Source organism: Pseudomonas nitroreducens, from assembly GCF_024170165.1.
GTDB lineage: Bacteria > Pseudomonadota > Gammaproteobacteria > Pseudomonadales > Pseudomonadaceae > Pseudomonas > Pseudomonas nitroreducens_C.
Window position 1 is genome coordinate 337,717 of sequence record NZ_JALJXP010000001.1, and the last position, 15,437, is coordinate 353,153.

Consider the following 15,437-nt stretch of genomic DNA (forward strand, 5'->3'; position numbering starts at 1 on the left):
CGACAGGATGTCCCCCGTACGGCCGCACCTGAAAGGACTCAGCATGAAGAAGACCGCCCTGGCCATCGCCATTCCCGTTGCCATCGTCGGCGCCGCCGTTGCCGGCGCCTGGTACACCGGCAGCCGTGTCGAGCAGGAAGTGAACCGCGGCATCACCGAAGCCAACGAACTGTTCCAGCAGGAAGCTCCCGGCCTGGGCGCCCACCTGACCCTGGTGGACATCCAGCGCGGCCTGTTCTCCAGCACCGCGCGCTACAACCTGTCGTTCACCGGCAAGGACGGCGAAGAGCCGCAGGTCCTGGTCTTCACCGATCACCTGGAGCACGGCCCCTTCCCAGCCTCGCGCCTGGCGGCGGGCAAGCTGGCGCCGGTCATGGCGCAGAGCCATTTCGCCCTGGAGCAGAACGAACTCACCGCCCCGCTGTTCACCGCTGCAGGCGGCAAGGCCCCGCTGTCCGGCGACCTGACCATCCACTATGACCAGAAGCAGGAAGGCAAGGTCGAGACCGCCGCCCTGGAATTCGCCAAGGACAGCGACAAGCTGCGCCTGTCGCCGATCAACCTGAGCTTCAGCGTCTCCGCCGACAAGAAGGACGTGAGCGCCGTGGGCAACCTCGCCGAGGTCGACCTGGACTTCACCGACGTCAACACTGGCCAGCCGGCGAAGGTGCAGCTGCGTGACCTGGGCATGCAGGGCGACAAGAAGGAAAACGCCAACGGCTTCGCCCTGGGCCCCAGCTCCGCCACCATCAAGAGCCTGAACATCAAGTCGCCGGGCGCGCCGGAAGTCGAACTGCGCGAAGCCGTGGTCGAGGAAGTGCTCAAGCAGGGTGGCAAGGGCCTGGACCAGAGCGTTTCCTACCGCATCGGCAAGGTCGTGGTACAAGGCCAGGAAATCGGCGGCGTGAAGCTCGACCTGAGCCTGCGCAACCTCGACGAAGGCGTGCTCAAGACCTTCAAGGAGTCCTACAACAAGATGGCGCTGGACAGCCTGGAAAGCACCGAGCTGACCCCGCAGCAGGAAGAGGAACTCAAGCGCCTCGGCCTGGCCCTGCTGGAAGGCTCGCCGGTGCTGTCGCTGGACGAGCTGTCGCTGCAGACCACCCACGGTGTGGCCAAGGCGTCGCTGTCGGTCGACCTGCGCAAGCCCGACGCTGCCGCTGCCACGCCTGACGAAATGGCCCGCAGCATCCTGGCCGCGCTCAAGGCCGACCTGAAGGTGGACAAGGCGGTGATCGGCGACATCGTTGCCCTGCAGGGTTCGCTGGGTGGCGAAGCCGCCGGCAGCGTCGACCCGGTGGCGCTCAAGCAGCAGTCCGACGCCATGACCGACCTGTTCAGCGGCATGGCGCTGAACTCGCAGTGGGCGGTGCTCGACGGCAACGCGCTGTCCAGCTCGCTGGCCTACGCCAACGACCAGGTGAAGTTCAACGGCAAGGCCATGAGCGTGCCGGAATTCATGGCCTTCGCCATGGGCTCCGCGCAGGGCCTGGGTCTGGGCGGCCCGGCGGCTGGTGCCGAAGAAGAGCCGCAGGAAGAGAGCGTGGAATAAGCCTCGCCTGCAACGAAAAAGCCCGGCATGCGCCGGGCTTTTTTGTGCCCCCTGTAGGAGCGGATATTCCAGGTGACGCAGTACGTAGGATGGGTGGAGCGGAGCGATACCCATGCTGTCGGTGCACGGAATCGATGGGTATCGCTGCGCTCCACGCCATCCTACGTAGAGCCGAATGGCAACACTCAGCGGGCGCTACGCACGCCCTCGGCCAACTGACGGCAAAGGCCGAGCACGCTCTGCACGGCATCGGCGGAGCTGGTGGCTTCGGCAATCTTGTCGATCAGCGCCGAGCCCACCACCACGCCATCGGCCAGGCGGGCGATGTTGGCCGCGTGTTCCGGGGTGCGGATGCCGAAGCCGATGGACACCGGCAGGTCGGTGTGGCGACGCAGGCGGGCAACGGCTTCCTCGACGTGGTCCAGGGTCGCTGCGCCGGCGCCGGTCACGCCGGCCACCGAAACGTAGTAGACGAAGCCCGAGCTGCCGTTCAGCACGGTCGGCAGGCGCTGGTCGTCGGTGGTCGGGGTGGTCAGGCGGATGAAGTCGATGCCGGCGGCCTGGGCCGGGTGGCAGAGGTCTTCGTTGTGCTCCGGCGGCAGGTCCACGACGATCAGGCCGTCGACGCCGGCTTCCTTCGCGTCGGCGATGAACTTGTCCACGCCGTAGTAGTGGATCGGGTTGAAGTAGCCCATCAGCACCAGCGGCGTGGTGCTGTTGCCGGCGCGGAATTCGCGGACCATCTTCAGCGTCTTGACCAGGTTCTGGCCGTTGCCCAGGGCGCGGATGTTGGCCAGCTGGATCGCCGGGCCGTCGGCCATCGGATCGGTGAAGGGCATGCCCAGTTCGATCACGTCGGCGCCGGCTTCGGGCAGGCCCTTGAGGATGTCCAGCGAGGTCGAGTAGCCCGGGTCGCCAGCGGTGATGAAGGTCACCAGGGCGGCGCGGTTCTGCTCTTTGAGTTCGGCGAAGCGGGTCTGCAGGCGGCTCATGCTTGCGGCTCCTGTTGCATGTGGTGCATGACGGTCTGCATGTCCTTGTCGCCACGACCGGACAGGTTCACCACCATGATGTGGTCCTTGGGCAGGTTCGGCGCGCGCTTGAAGACTTCGGCCAGCGCGTGGGAGGACTCCAGCGCGGGGATGATGCCTTCCAGGCGGCAGCACTGGTGGAAGGCGTCCAGCGCCTCGTGGTCGGTGATCGAGGTGTACTCGACGCGGCCGATGTCATGCAGCCAGGCGTGTTCCGGGCCGATGCCGGGGTAATCCAGGCCGGCGGAGATGGAGTGCGCGTCGATGATCTGACCGTCCTCGTCCTGCAGCAGGAAGGTGCGGTTGCCGTGCAGTACGCCCGGCACGCCGCCGTTCAGGCTGGCCGCGTGCTTGCCGGTCTCGATGCCGTGGCCGGCGGCTTCGACGCCGATGATCTTGACGCTGGCGTCATCGAGGAACGGGTGGAACAGGCCCATGGCGTTGGAGCCGCCGCCGATGCAGGCGACCAGCGAATCGGGCAGGCGGCCTTCCTTCGCGGCCAGCTGCTCGCGGGTTTCCTTGCCGATCACCGCCTGGAAGTCGCGGACCATCGCCGGGTACGGGTGCGGGCCAGCCACGGTGCCGATCAGGTAGAAGGTGTTGTGCACGTTGGTCACCCAGTCGCGCAGCGCTTCGTTCATCGCGTCCTTCAGGGTACCGGTGCCGGCGGTGACCGGGATCACCTCGGCGCCCAGCAGCTTCATGCGGAACACGTTGGCCTGCTGGCGATCGATGTCGGTGGTACCCATGAAGATCACGCATTCCATGCCGAAGCGCGCGGCCACGGTGGCGGTCGCCACGCCGTGCATGCCGGCGCCGGTCTCGGCGATGATGCGTTTCTTGCCCATGCGCTTGGCCAGCAGGATCTGGCCGATGCAGTTGTTGATCTTGTGCGCACCGGTGTGGTTCAGCTCTTCGCGCTTGAGGTAGATCTTCGCGCCGCCGCAGTGCTCGGTCAGGCGTTCGGCGAAGTACAGCGGGCTCGGACGGCCGACGTAGTCGCTCTGGAAGTAGGCGAGCTCCTTCTGGAACTGCGGATCTTCCTTGGCCTTCTCGTACTCGCGGGCCAGGTCGTGGATCAGCGGCATCAGGGTCTCGGCGACGTACTGGCCGCCGAAGTGGCCGAACAGGCCCTTGGCGTCAGGACCGGTGCGCAGTGTGGACATGGGAAGGCTCCTTGGTTTGTCGAGAGGTAGGTGCCGGCTGGGGGCGATCGCGGACAGAGTCCGCTCCTACGAATGGGCATCAGGATACGGCTGTGTGATGACGGGGAAAAGCGATAAGATCGACACAACCTGTCAGTAAAACTCACGGATAGAACACCATGAGCCGAGACCTTCCACCGCTCAACGCCCTGCGTGCCTTCGAAGCCGCCGCCCGCCAGCGCGGCGTTAGCGCAGCGGCTGATGAGCTGAGCGTCACCCACGGGGCGATCAGCCGGCAGATTCGTCTGCTCGAGGAGGAGCTGGGGGTGACCCTGTTCGTCAAGGAAGGACGTGGCGTAAAACTCACCGATGCCGGCGTTCGTCTGAGCGAGGTGGCCAGCGATTCCTTCGAGCGCCTGCGCAGCGTCTGCGCCGAACTGCGCCGCCAGGCCGGCGGCGATGCGCCCTTCGTTCTCGGCTGCCCCGGCAGTCTGCTGGCGCGCTGGTTCATCCCGCGGCTGGACCGCCTGAACCGCGACCTGCCGGACCTGCACCTGCAGCTTTCCGCCAGTGATGGCGACCTTGACCCGCGCCGTGGCGGCCTCGACGCCACCCTGTGCTTCGCCGCGCCGCCCTGGCCGGCGGACATGCGCGTGCTGGAACTGGCGGTGGAAAGCATCGGCCCGGTGCTCAGCCCTCGTTCGGCTCGCTTCGAGCAACTGTGCGCGGCACCTGCCGAGGCGCTGCTGGGCGAATCGCTGCTGCACACCGTCTCGCGCCCGCAGGCCTGGCCGGAATGGGCTGCGAGCCATGGCCTGGAGCCGGCGCGGCTGAAGCTCGGGCAGGGTTTCGAGCACCTCTACTATCTGCTGGAAGCTGCCGTGGCCGGGCTTGGCGTGGCCATCGCGCCGCAGCAACTGGTGGCCGACGACCTCGCCGCTGGCCGCCTGGCAGCGCCCTGGGGCTTCGTCGAAACGACCGCGCGGCTGGCGCTGTGGGTCCCCGAGCGTCGTGCCGACCCGCGCGCCGAACGCCTGGCGCGTTGGCTGCAGGCCGAGCTGAACGGCCGCGCGTAAAGTCTGAACCGCGCCGTTTGCCGTCGGTCCACCCCTCTACTACTGTCCATTGAGCGCGCTGGCATTTTGCTTGTGCGGCGCCATGACCCGAGGAGAGCGGCGATGTCCAATCACCACACCTACAAGAAGATCGAGCTCGTCGGCTCCTCGCGCACCAGCATCGAGGATGCGATCAACAACGCCCTGGCCGAAGCGGCCAAGAGCATCGACTTCCTGGAGTGGTTCGAGGTGGTGGACACCCGCGGGCATATCGAGAACGGCGCGGTGGGGCATTACCAGGTGACCATCAAGGTCGGTTTCCGCATCGCCAACAGCTAGACCGCACGCGGCTCGACCCTGTTTGTCACGCGGCTGTTTTGTCACGCGGTCGTGCCAGGTTGGCGGGACGCGTGGTCGTGCGTACCGGGGTAGCCCGGTTTTCCGGCCCGTTCGGGCCTTTTCCTGTGAAAGACGAGGGAGCGTTACCGATGAAGAAGTTCCTGATCGCTGTGGGGGTCTTCGCCCTGGCTGGCAACGTCTTTGCCGCCGGCAAGCCGTGCGAAGAGCTGAAGTCGGAGATCGATGCGAAGCTCAAGGCCAAAGGCGTTGCTTCGTACAGCCTGGAAGTCGTCGACAAGGGCAGCGCGGGCGGCAAGCAAGTCGTCGGCACCTGCGAAGGCGGTACCAAGGAAATCGTTTACTCCAAGTAAGCGCCTGGACGTGAATCGAGGCCGGGCTCCGCGAGGGGCCCGGCCTTTGTCATGGCCTGCAAAAAGCTGAACCTGCTGGTGCGGACCGGCCTCGAAAGTCCTGACTGCAACCCACGCGGAGGACGCGACATGAAGAAATCGGCATCGGCCCACTGGCAGGGCGGCCTGAAGGACGGCAAGGGCACGATCTCCACCGAGAGCGGTGCGCTCAAGTCCCAGCCCTATGGCTTCAACACCCGCTTCGAGGGTGCGCCGGGCACCAACCCGGAAGAACTGATCGGCGCGGCCCACGCCGGCTGCTTTTCCATGGCCCTGTCGATGATGCTCGGCGAGGCCGGCCTGACCGCCGAGAGCATCGATACCCAGGCCGAGGTCAGCCTGGAAAAGCTCACCGACGGTTTCACCATCACTGCCGTGCACCTGACGTTGAAGGCGAAGGTGCCGGGCACCGACGCGCAGACCTTCCAGGCCATCGCCGACAAGGCCAAGGCCGGCTGCCCGGTCTCGCGGGTGCTCAACGCGCGCATCACCCTCGACGCCCGCCTCGAATGAGCCTGCGGGGCACTCTGTCCGGCGGTTGCGGTCCACCGTTAGGATAGGGTGCCCCGGCGTGGGGTTATGACGAGGGAATGTGATGGCGACGATGAAGTGGACCGTGGCGACGGGCGTGGCGCTGCTGCTCGCGAGTGGCGCGAGCTGGGCGGCGGTGAAGCCCTGCGAGGAGCTCAAGGCCGAGATCGAGACCAAGATCCAGGCCGCCGGGGTGACCTCCTACACCCTGGAGATCGTGGACAAGGCCGAGGTGAAGGACCCGAACATGGTCGTCGGCTCCTGTGACAACGGCCAGCGGCGGATCATCTACCAGAAGAACGACAGCTGAGATCCACCCGTGCCGGGCATCGTGATCGCTCCTACGCAACGATCAGCCCCGCAGTACGTAGGGCGGATAACCCGGAACGGATTATCCGCCAGCTCGATGCTGTCCCGCGCTCAGAACGGCCCGCAACGCACCGGCCCCTGGAAGTCCGTCTTCGCCACCAGCTTGCCGTTCCCATCGGTCAGCAGCGCCAGGGCGCTGCGCAGCTGCGGGCGCAGCTCCAGGCGATAGCGCTGGCCAGCGGCGAAGTCGTCGTAGATCACCTTGACCCGGCAGGTCAGCTCGGCGGGGTCATTCATCTGGCCCATGCCACCACCGCTGGCGATCTCGTACTGGAAGCGCACCACCAGCTCGTGGCGCCCCGGCGTCACCTGGTAGTAGCGGCCGTCGTTCACCGACTGGCCGTCCAGGCGCTCGGCCATCAGTGTCCTGCCTGCCGCCGTGTACAGGTCGACCCAGGCCATCTGCGGGTCGTGGGCGGGCAGCGGGCTGGCGCAGCCGGCCAACAGGGCGAGGCTCAGGGACAGAGGGCCGGGCAGGCAGCGCGCGCGCATGAGGATTCACCGTGGAATGGGTTCATCCCACAGCATACCCCGCTCAGGCCTTGGCGCAGCCCCGTTCGCGGCCGCGGGCGATCTCGCCGCCCTGGGCGTCGTAGAGCTTGGCCCAGGGGCGGAAGCCGATGCTGCCGGTCTCCAGGCGGTAGCGCTGGCCGGCGCTGAATTCCTTGTACTGCACGGTCATCTCGCAATCGCGCCACAGCGATTCGGCGACCGGGCCGATGTCCACCGGCTCGACCTGGAACTGGAAGCGCACGCGCAATTCGTGGGAGCCGGGGTCGACCTCGAAGTAGCGGGTGCTGGACCACTCCTTGCTGTCCACTTCCATGGCCGCAAGATCGCTCTGGCTGTTGGTGTCCAGGTCGACCCAGGCACGGTTCGGGTCCGGCTGGGGCATCAGCATCGAACAGCCGCTCAGGGCGAGCAGGCCGGCAGGTAGGAGAAGGGCACGCATCGGATTGGCTCCTGGGTCGAGGGGGCGGCAGCGGGCGGGCCAGGCCCTGTGCTATGTTCCGCGCATGCCCTTCCGCCTTCTTATCCCGACACTCGACAGCCGCCTGTGCCGCTGGGTTCCCTGCCTGGCGATCTGGGCGCTGAGCGGTTGTTCCAGCGTGGGTTACTACAGCCAGCTGGCCAACGGTCAGCTGCGCCTGCTCGCCGCCCGTGAGCCGGTGGCCGAGGTGGTCGCCGACCCGACCCGTGACCCCGCCTTGCGCCAGCGCCTGGAGCTGTCGCAGGAGGCCCGTGCCTTCGCCAGTGCCGAGCTGGGCCTGCCGGACAACCAGAGCTATCGCCTGTATGCCGACATCCATCGGCCCAACGTGGTGTGGAACGTGTTCGCCACGCCCGAGCTGTCGCTGCAGCCGCTGACCCACTGCTTCCCCATCGCCGGCTGTGTGGCCTATCGCGGCTACTATGGCGACCAGGGTGCGCAGGCCGAGGCGCAGCGCCTGAAGGCAGAGGGCTGGGATGTCTACGTCGGTGGTGTGGAGGCCTACTCCACCCTCGGCTGGTTCGACGACCCGATCCTCAGCAGCATGCTGCGCTGGGGCGACCAGCGCCTGGCCGAGACCATCTTCCACGAGTTGGCGCACCAGAAGTTCTATCTGCCCGGCGACACCGCCTTCAACGAGTCCTATGCCTCCTTCGTCGAGGACGAGGGTGGCCGCCGCTGGCGTGAGGCGCGGCATCTGCCGGACGAATCGCCCCTGCTGGCGGAGCAGCGCAAGCGTTTCACCCAGCTGGTACTGGATACCCGCGAGCGCCTGCAGAAGCTGTATGCGAGCCCGCGCAGCGACGCGGAAAAGCGCGCCGGCAAGCAGGCCGAGTTCGAGCGCCTGCGCCGCGAGTACGCGCAGATGCGCGATGAGGACTGGGGCGGCAAGGCGCCCTTCGATGCCTGGGTCAACGGCCCGTTGAACAACGCCAAGCTGCTGCCCTTCGGCCTCTACGACCAGTGGGTGCCGGCCTTCGCTGCGCTGTTCGCCCAGGTCGGCGGCAACTGGCCGGCGTTCTATGCGCGGGTGGAAAAGCTCGGCGCGCTGCCGCCAGCAGAGCGCAAGGCGGCGCTGGAGAAGCTCAAGGCGGGGGAGTTCGTCCGCTTCCGCTGATGCCTTCGCTGGGCGGGTTCAGCACCCTGGCTGTTCAGGGTGCAGCGTTTTCCTGTAGGAGCGCCTGTCACTCTGGCCTGTCCGGGCTATGCAGCGGCAAATCCAGCTGCACGCGACGGCGCAGCCACGGGCTTGGCCGGTAGCGTGCCTCGCCGTAGCAGGCCTGCAGGCCCTGGAGGATGGTGAGGATACGCGCCGCGCCGTAGTGCTCGCCGAAAGCCAGTGGGCCCAGGGGATAACCCAGCGCCAGTTGCACTGCGCGGTCCAGCGTCACCGGCGTGGCGATGCCGCGCTGGGCGATCTCGCCGCCGAGGTTGACGATGCCGGCGACCACCCGCTGGCTGATGAAGCCGGGCGAATCGTTGATCACTTCCACCGGCACGCCGTCGCTGCCCAGCGCCTGGCGCGCCTGGGTTTCGAGCTTGGGGTCGAGCGCCGGCTGGCGCATCAGCACGCGGCGGCGGTCCAGTTCGGTGAAGGTCTCCAGCGCCAGGCTGCGTTCCGGCGGCAAACCGAGGGCGTCGATGCGCGTACTGGCATCCACGCCCAGCGGGGTGACCAGGCAGATGGCGCGGGACGACGGCGCTTCGCCGGTTTCCAGCACCACGCCGCCGAGGGTGAGGATCGCCGCCACGCGGTGGCGCAGCTCCGGGTCCTGGCTGTCGAGCCAGTAGGGGCGATTGAGCAGCACCGCCTCGTGCTGTTCCTCCGGCTCGCGCACGGCCTGGCCGTCGCGATAGCGGTAGAAACCCTCGCCGCTCTTGCGCCCCAGCAGCCCGCCGGCGACGCGTTGCGCGGCCAGCGGCGATGGGGTGTAGCGCGGGTCCTGGTAGAACTGCTGGTAGAGCGATTCCATCACCGCGTGGGAAACGTCCAGGCCGGTCAGGTCGAGCAGTTCGAACGGCCCCATGCGGAAGCCCACGCCGTCGCGCAGGATGCGATCGATCTGCGCCGGGCTGGCGATGCCTTCGCCGAGGATGCGCAGGGCCTCGGTGCTGAAGGCGCGCCCGGCGTGGTTGACGATGAAGCCGGGGCTGTCCGGCGACACCGCCGGGTAATGCCCGGCCTGCTCCGCCAGCCGGCTCAGGCGGCGCACCACCGACTCGCTGGTGCGCTGGCCGCGCACCACCTCGACGATGCGCATCAGCGTCACCGGGTTGAAGAAGTGGAAGCCGGCGACCCGTTCCGGATGCTGGCAGCGTGCAGCGATGCGGGTGACCGAGAGCGACGAGGTGTTGCTCGCCAGCACGGCATCCGGCGCCACGCGTTTTTCCAGCTCGGCGAGCAGCGCCTGCTTGGCGCCGAGGTCCTCGATGATGGCTTCGATCAGCAGGTCGCAGTCGGCCAGTTCATCCAGGCTGTGGGTCGGCAGCAGGCGCTGCATCGTCGCACCCAGTTCGTCGGCGGCGAGCTTGCCCTTGGCTACCGCGCGCTCCAGCAGCTCGCGGTTGAAGGCCAGGGCCTGCTCCACGGTCTGCGGGTTGCTGTCGTACAGCCGCACGGGCAGGCCCGCGCTGGCGAACAGCTGGGCGATGCCGCGGCCCATGGCCCCGGCGCCGATCACGCCGATACGGTGGAAGGACTCGGTCATGCTGCGGGTCTCGTCGTGCGCACCTGCATCAACCATAGACGCTGTGCTCACGCGGTGGTCCTTCTGGCCAGTTCCAGGTCGCGCAGCTGCCGGCGCAGCAGCTTGCCGACACTGGTCTTGGGCAGCTCGTCGAGCACCTCGACGAAGCTCGGCACCTTGTAGCCGGTGAGGTGTTCGCGGCAGTGCGCGATGATCTGCGCTGGCGCCAGCGTCTCGTCCCTGAGGCTGACGAACAGCTTCACCGACTCGCCCTTGCGCTCGTCCGGCACGCCGATGGCGACGCACTCGCGCACGCCCGGGTGGCGCATCACCGCGTCCTCCACCTCGTTGGGAAACACGTTGAAGCCCGAGACCAGGATCATGTCCTTCTTGCGGTCGACGATCTTCAGCATGCCGTCGGCGTCCAGCTCGGCGATGTCGCCGGTCTTCAGCCAGCCGTCGCTGGTGAGCACCTGGGCGCTCTCCTCCGGGCGCTGCCAGTAGCCCTGCATGACCTGCGGGCCGCGCAGCCACAGCTCGCCGGGCTGGTCGGGGCCGGTGTCGTCGCCCTCCTCATCCACGGTGCGCAGCTCGGTATCCACCAGCGCCTGGCCGACGTAGCCCTCGCGGTAGGGGCTCAGCAGCGTGCCGGTGGAGACCACCGGCGACGCCTCGGTGAGGCCGAAACCTTCACGCACCGGCGCGCCGGTCAGCGCTTCCCAGCGCCGGCCCACTTCGCGGTTCAGCGGCGCGCCGCCGGAGGTCACCCACTTCAGGTGGCTGAAGTCGATGGCGGGAAAGTCCGGGTGGTTCATCAGGCCGACGAACAGGGTGTTGATCCCGCTCATCAGGGTGAAGGGATAGCGGCGCATCGCGCCGAGGATCTCGTCGAGGTTGCGGCCGTCGCGGATGAACACCGTGTGCAGGCCCATGCCCACCGAGGACAGCAGGTTCGTCGAGAACGCCATGATGTGGTACAGCGGCAACGGTGCGATGCGCACGTCGGTGGCCGGCTCCAGCAGGCCGGGGCGCAGGAACAGCTCCAGGGTCTGCACGACGTTGGCGATCAGGCTGCGGTGGCTGAGCATCGCGCCCTTGGAGACGCCCGTGGTGCCGCCGGTGTACTGCAGCAGGGCGAGGCGATCCAGGCCCGGTTCGGCCTCCACCGGCGGCGCTTCGGCGCCCAGCCGCAGGGCCTGCTGGAAGCGCGTGCAGTCGGCCTCCTCGCTGTCGTACTGCGGGCGCTCGATATCGTCGATGGAGGTCAGCAGCACCTGGCGGATGTCGCTGTGCGCCTGCACGCCGCGCAGCAGCGGCAGCAGGCGATCGAGCAGCAGAACGGCGCTGGCGCCGGAGTCTGCCAGCTGGTGGCGCAGCTCGCTGGCGGTGTACTGCGGGTTGGTGTTCACCAGCACCACGCCGGCCTTCAGCGCGCCAAAGGTGGCGATGGGGTACTGCAGGGAGTTGGGCAGCATCAGCGCCAGGCGGTCGCCGGGCTGGAGGCCGGCGTGGTGGCGCAGGTAGCGGGCGAAGGCATCAGCCTGGCGCTCAAGCTCGGCGAAGCTCAGGTGGCTGTCGCCGCAGGAGAACGCCAGGCGTTCGGGGAATTCGCGACAGGCATCGCGCAGCAGGTCGTGGAGGTTCTGGTAGGCGTGACGGGTGATCTCGCGGGCCACGTGACCGGTCGGTTGAGCGGACATCGACTTCTCCGTTGCTTTTTCCGAGCCGGGATCGGCTCTGGCTTCGAATTGTTGTTCTGCACAGCGAAACAGTGTGTCGAAATCGATGGTATGCGATAGGCTAGCTCCGTGCAACGAGCACACGCGGACCGCTGGGTGGCGTTGGGGCGATCTGCTATCGTTCGCCCGCGCCGCCTGTGGCGCCGCCACAAAGATCCCCGCCGAGGCCCCATGAGCGACGAAGTCGAAGACAGCAGCAACCCCAAGGACCGCAAGTACGTCGAGGCGCTGGCCCGCGGACTGGACGTGCTGCGCGCCTTCACCCACGGCTCGGTGGTGCTCGGCAACCAGGAAATCTCGCGGATCACCGGCCTGCCCAAGGCGACGGTGTCGCGCATGACCTACACCCTGACCCAGCTCGGCTACCTCTGCTACTCGCAGCAGCACGAGAAGTACCAGCTGGACTCCGGCGTGCTGGCGCTGGGTTACGCCTATGTCTCCAACCTGCGCGTACGCCAGCTGGCCAAGCCGTACATGGACGCCTTCGCCCGTCGCACCAACACCACGGTCGGCCTGACCTGCCGCGACTGGCTGTCGATGATCTATGTGGAAAACTGCCGTCCGCCGGAGGCCACCTCCCTGCGCATGGACGCTGGCGTGCGTCTGCCGCTGGCGACCACCGCCGCCGGCCGTGCGTACCTCGCCGCGACCCCGGAGCAGGAGCGCGAACACCTGTTGTCGGCCCTGCAGGAGCGCCACGAAGGCGATTGGTCGGTCATGCGCGCCTCGCTGGAGGCGTCCTTCGAGGAATTCCGCCAGCATGGTTTCTGCCTGTCCCTCGGCGACTGGGACCGCAATGTGCGGGCTGCCGGCGTACCGCTGCGCCTGGCCGACGGCGGGCTGATGGCGCTGACCTGCGGAGCGCCGTCGTTCCAGCTCAGCGAGGAGACGCTGCGCGGCTCGCTGGCCCATGAGCTGGAGATTCTGGCGCGGGATATCGAGAGCCTCGGGGCCTGATCGTCCAGTCTTGCACCTCTGCGGTTCATGCACCCTCTCCCCAGCCCTCTCCCTGAAGGGAGAGGGAGCCATCCTCTGCATTGAGGAAACCTAGAGTTAGCCGGAGAGCGTTGAGTCTCAGAACACGCCGAACAGTCCCCTCTCCCTTCAGGGAGAGGGTTAGGGAGAGGGCCGGCCTCCGCTCAGGACTTCCCCTTGTAGGAGCGAGCTTGCTCGCGAACCGCCCAGCACCGGAGCTGCCGGTGAATCCGTTCGCGAGCAAGCTCGCTCCTACAGGTGAAGCCGCTGCGCCTCAGGCGACTTCCATCAGCCCCGCATAAACCTTCAGGTGATGATCGTCGTCACCCAGCTGGTGACTGAGCATCACCAGGCGCTTGGCGTGGTGTGCCAGGACGTATTCCCAGGTCATGCCGATGCCGCCGTGCAGCTGGATCGCCTGCTCGGCCACGAAGCGCGCCGCGCGGGTGACGATGAACTTGGCGGCGGCCAGGGTGCGGCTGCGCTCGGCGCTGTCGGGCTGGTCGGCGACGCAGGCGGCGAGGATGGCCATGCTGGTGGCCTGTTCCAGCTCGCTGCGCATGTCCACCATGCGGTGCTGCAGCACCTGGAACTTGCCGATCGGGATGCCGAACTGCTTGCGCGTCTTCAGGTAGTCCAGGGTCAGTGTGCAGGCTTCCTGCAGGCTGCCGAGGGCTTCGGCGCACTGCGCGGCGATGGCGCGGCCCTGTTGATAACGCAGCGCCGGCAGTGCCTCGCCCGGCGTGCCGATGGCCTCGCCGACGGCGCCGTCGAGGAACAGCTCGCAGGCGCGCTGGCCGTCCACCGTCGGGTACTCGCGGCGGCTCACGCCGGGCTGCTGCGGATCGACGAGGAACAGGCCGATGCCCGCCTCGTCCCGCGCGTTGCCGGACACCCGCGCCGAGACCAGGATCGCCGTGGCGCTCTGCCCGCCGATCACCACCGCCTTGCGTCCGCTCAGCGCCCAGCCGTTGCCGGCCTGCTCCGCGCGGGTCTGCACGTCGTGCAGCTGGTAGTGGCTCTGCGGTTCTTCCAGCGCGACGGCCAGCTGCGCATCTCCGCTGGCGATGCGCGGCAGCCAGTTATCTTTCTGCCCATCGCTGCCCAACTGGGCGATCAGCCCGCCGCCGTGCACCACCGATTGCAGATAAGGCTCCAGGCACAGGCCGCGGCCCAGCTCGGTGAGCACCAGCATGCTCTCCACGCCGCCGCCGAAGCCGCCGTGGCTTTCCGGCAGCGACACCGAGGTCAGCCCCAGCTCGCCGAGCTGGCGCCAGAACTCGGCGCTGTAACCCGGTTCGCTCTTGCTGAAGCCCTCGCGCTTGTCGAACGGGTATGCGTCGCGGACCAGGCGGGCCGCGGTGTCCTGCAGCATCTGCTGCTCTTCGCTCAGTTTGAAGTCCATGGTCCTGGCCTCACAGCTCGAGAATCATCTTGGAGACGATGTTCTTCTGGATTTCGTTGGAGCCGCCGAAGATCGACAGCTTGCGCAGGTTGAAATACTGGCTGGCCGGCGCGGCCGAGTAATCCGCGTGCAGCGCCTCGCTGCCCAGCTCGAATTCGTCCTCGATGAAGGGCAGCGCGTAGGGGCCGAGCACCTTGCGCAGCAGGTGGCTGATCGCCTGGCGGATCTCCGTGCCCTTCACTTTCAGGATCGAGCTTTCCGCGCCCGGCACGCCGCCTTCGCGGGCGGCGGCGAGGATGCGCAGGGTGCTCATCTCGATGGCCATCAGCTGCATCTCCACCTCCGCCACCTGGGCGCGGAACAGCGGGTCTTCGAGCATCGGCCTGCCATCGCACAGCTCGCGGCTGGCGACCTGCTTCAGGTGCGCGAGCACCGCCTTGGACGCGCCGATGCCCGCGAGGCCGGTACGTTCGTAGGTCAGCAGGTACTTGGCGCAGGTCCAGCCTTCGTTCTCGCGGCCGACCAGGTTTGCCACCGGTACGCGCACGTTGTCGAAGAACACCTCGTTGACCTCGTGCTCGCCGTCCAGGGTGATGATCGGGCGCACGGTGATGCCGGGACTCTGTATGTCGATCAGCAGGAAACTGATACCGCGCTGCTGCTGCGCCTCGGGGTCGGTGCGCACCAGACAGAAGATCCAGTCGGCGTGCTGACCGAGGGTGGTCCAGGTTTTCTGGCCGTTCACCACGTAATGGTCGCCATCGCGCACGGCGCGGGTCTTCAGCGACGCGAGGTCGGAGCCGGCGCCCGGCTCGGAGTAGCCCTGGCACCACCAGTCGGTGCCGTCGAGGATGCGCGGCAGGTAGTGCGCCTGCTGTTCGGGCGTGCCGAACCTGATGATCACCGGGGCGACCATGTTGACGCCGAAGGGGATGGTGCGCGGCGCACCGAAGGCGGCGCATTCCTCTTCGAAAATGTGTTTCTGCACGGCGTTCCAGCCGGTGCCGCCGAACTCCTCCGGCCAGTGCGTGGCGTACCAGCCCTGCTCGGCGAGCACGCGCTGCCAGCGCTGGTGGTCGCCCTTGTTCAGGTGTTTGCCCAGGCGCACCTTGCTGGCGATGTCCTTGGGCAGCTGGCTGTCGAGGAAGTGGCGGACTTCATCGCGGAACGCCAGTTCGTCGGGGGTGAAGTGGATGTCCATGGCGGGT

Annotated in this window: 16 protein-coding genes; 8 read left to right on the plus strand and 8 right to left on the minus strand. The window is 67.5% G+C overall.

Annotated elements, in window-relative coordinates; genetic code table 11:
* Positions 1-43: 43 nt before the first annotated feature.
* The gene (locus tag J2T47_RS01440) at positions 44-1,552 is read left to right on the plus strand and encodes a YdgA family protein (RefSeq protein WP_253441809.1); all 1,509 of its coding nucleotides are present in this window, start codon (positions 44-46) and stop codon (positions 1,550-1,552) included.
* A 185-nt stretch (positions 1,553-1,737) separates the two neighbouring features.
* On the opposite strand, the gene trpA is transcribed toward J2T47_RS01440, so the two are convergent.
* Positions 1,738-2,544, minus strand: coding sequence for a tryptophan synthase subunit alpha (gene trpA / locus J2T47_RS01445; protein WP_253441810.1), 807 nt, complete (start codon positions 2,542-2,544; stop codon positions 1,738-1,740).
* Positions 2,541-3,749, minus strand: coding sequence for a tryptophan synthase subunit beta (gene trpB / locus J2T47_RS01450; protein ID WP_253441812.1), 1,209 nt, complete (start codon positions 3,747-3,749; stop codon positions 2,541-2,543). Before trpB ends, trpA begins: the two co-directional genes overlap by 4 nt.
* A gap of 158 nt (positions 3,750-3,907) precedes the next feature.
* On the opposite strand from trpB, the gene J2T47_RS01455 reads away from it, so the two are divergent.
* The 5 genes from J2T47_RS01455 to J2T47_RS01475 all read left to right on the plus strand — a co-directional run bounded on the left by J2T47_RS01455 (position 3,908) and on the right by J2T47_RS01475 (position 6,373).
* Positions 3,908-4,804, plus strand: a complete 897-nt coding sequence (locus J2T47_RS01455; protein ID WP_253441814.1) for a LysR family transcriptional regulator — start codon at positions 3,908-3,910, stop codon at positions 4,802-4,804.
* A gap of 102 nt (positions 4,805-4,906) precedes the next feature.
* Positions 4,907-5,122 (plus strand): dodecin, encoded by a 216-nt coding sequence (locus tag J2T47_RS01460; RefSeq protein WP_017518905.1) that lies wholly within the window; start codon positions 4,907-4,909, stop codon positions 5,120-5,122.
* A gap of 149 nt (positions 5,123-5,271) precedes the next feature.
* The gene (locus J2T47_RS01465; protein WP_081518936.1) at positions 5,272-5,493 is read left to right on the plus strand and encodes a DUF1161 domain-containing protein; all 222 of its coding nucleotides are present in this window, start codon (positions 5,272-5,274) and stop codon (positions 5,491-5,493) included.
* 129 nt (positions 5,494-5,622) lie between these two features.
* Positions 5,623-6,045: an OsmC family protein gene (locus J2T47_RS01470; RefSeq protein ID WP_253441816.1), complete on the plus strand. Its 423-nt coding sequence runs from the start codon at positions 5,623-5,625 to the stop codon at positions 6,043-6,045.
* 91 nt (positions 6,046-6,136) lie between these two features.
* Positions 6,137-6,373, plus strand: a complete 237-nt coding sequence (locus J2T47_RS01475) for a DUF1161 domain-containing protein (protein ID WP_253442691.1) — start codon at positions 6,137-6,139, stop codon at positions 6,371-6,373.
* Between the two features lie 110 nt (positions 6,374-6,483).
* Here the strand turns inward: J2T47_RS01475 and J2T47_RS01480 are convergent, their stop codons facing one another.
* Together J2T47_RS01480 and J2T47_RS01485 are read right to left on the minus strand one after the other, a co-directional pair.
* Positions 6,484-6,924, minus strand: coding sequence for a hypothetical protein (locus tag J2T47_RS01480; protein ID WP_253441818.1), 441 nt, complete (start codon positions 6,922-6,924; stop codon positions 6,484-6,486).
* 43 nt (positions 6,925-6,967) lie between these two features.
* The gene (locus J2T47_RS01485) at positions 6,968-7,384 is read right to left on the minus strand and encodes a hypothetical protein (protein ID WP_253441820.1); all 417 of its coding nucleotides are present in this window, start codon (positions 7,382-7,384) and stop codon (positions 6,968-6,970) included.
* A gap of 64 nt (positions 7,385-7,448) precedes the next feature.
* On the opposite strand from J2T47_RS01485, the gene J2T47_RS01490 reads away from it, so the two are divergent.
* Positions 7,449-8,540, plus strand: a complete 1,092-nt coding sequence (locus tag J2T47_RS01490; RefSeq protein WP_253441822.1) for an aminopeptidase — start codon at positions 7,449-7,451, stop codon at positions 8,538-8,540.
* 67 nt (positions 8,541-8,607) lie between these two features.
* Here the strand turns inward: J2T47_RS01490 and J2T47_RS01495 are convergent, their stop codons facing one another.
* Both J2T47_RS01495 and J2T47_RS01500 read right to left on the minus strand, forming a co-directional pair.
* On the minus strand, positions 8,608-10,131 hold the full coding sequence (locus J2T47_RS01495; protein ID WP_253442693.1) for a 3-hydroxyacyl-CoA dehydrogenase: 1,524 nt from the start codon (positions 10,129-10,131) through the stop codon (positions 8,608-8,610).
* Between the two features lie 47 nt (positions 10,132-10,178).
* The gene (locus J2T47_RS01500; protein WP_253441823.1) at positions 10,179-11,810 is read right to left on the minus strand and encodes an AMP-binding protein; all 1,632 of its coding nucleotides are present in this window, start codon (positions 11,808-11,810) and stop codon (positions 10,179-10,181) included.
* Positions 11,811-12,020: 210 nt separating this feature from the next.
* Here J2T47_RS01500 and J2T47_RS01505 point away from each other — a divergent pair, with 210 nt between their 5' ends.
* Positions 12,021-12,806, plus strand: a complete 786-nt coding sequence (locus J2T47_RS01505) for an IclR family transcriptional regulator (RefSeq protein WP_081518930.1) — start codon at positions 12,021-12,023, stop codon at positions 12,804-12,806.
* A gap of 292 nt (positions 12,807-13,098) precedes the next feature.
* On the opposite strand, the gene J2T47_RS01510 is transcribed toward J2T47_RS01505, so the two are convergent.
* The gene (locus J2T47_RS01510) at positions 13,099-14,229 is read right to left on the minus strand and encodes an acyl-CoA dehydrogenase family protein (RefSeq protein ID WP_253441825.1); all 1,131 of its coding nucleotides are present in this window, start codon (positions 14,227-14,229) and stop codon (positions 13,099-13,101) included.
* 10 nt (positions 14,230-14,239) lie between these two features.
* Positions 14,240-15,430 (minus strand): acyl-CoA dehydrogenase family protein, encoded by a 1,191-nt coding sequence (locus tag J2T47_RS01515; protein ID WP_253441826.1) that lies wholly within the window; start codon positions 15,428-15,430, stop codon positions 14,240-14,242.
* Between the last annotated feature and the right edge of the window lie 7 nt (positions 15,431-15,437).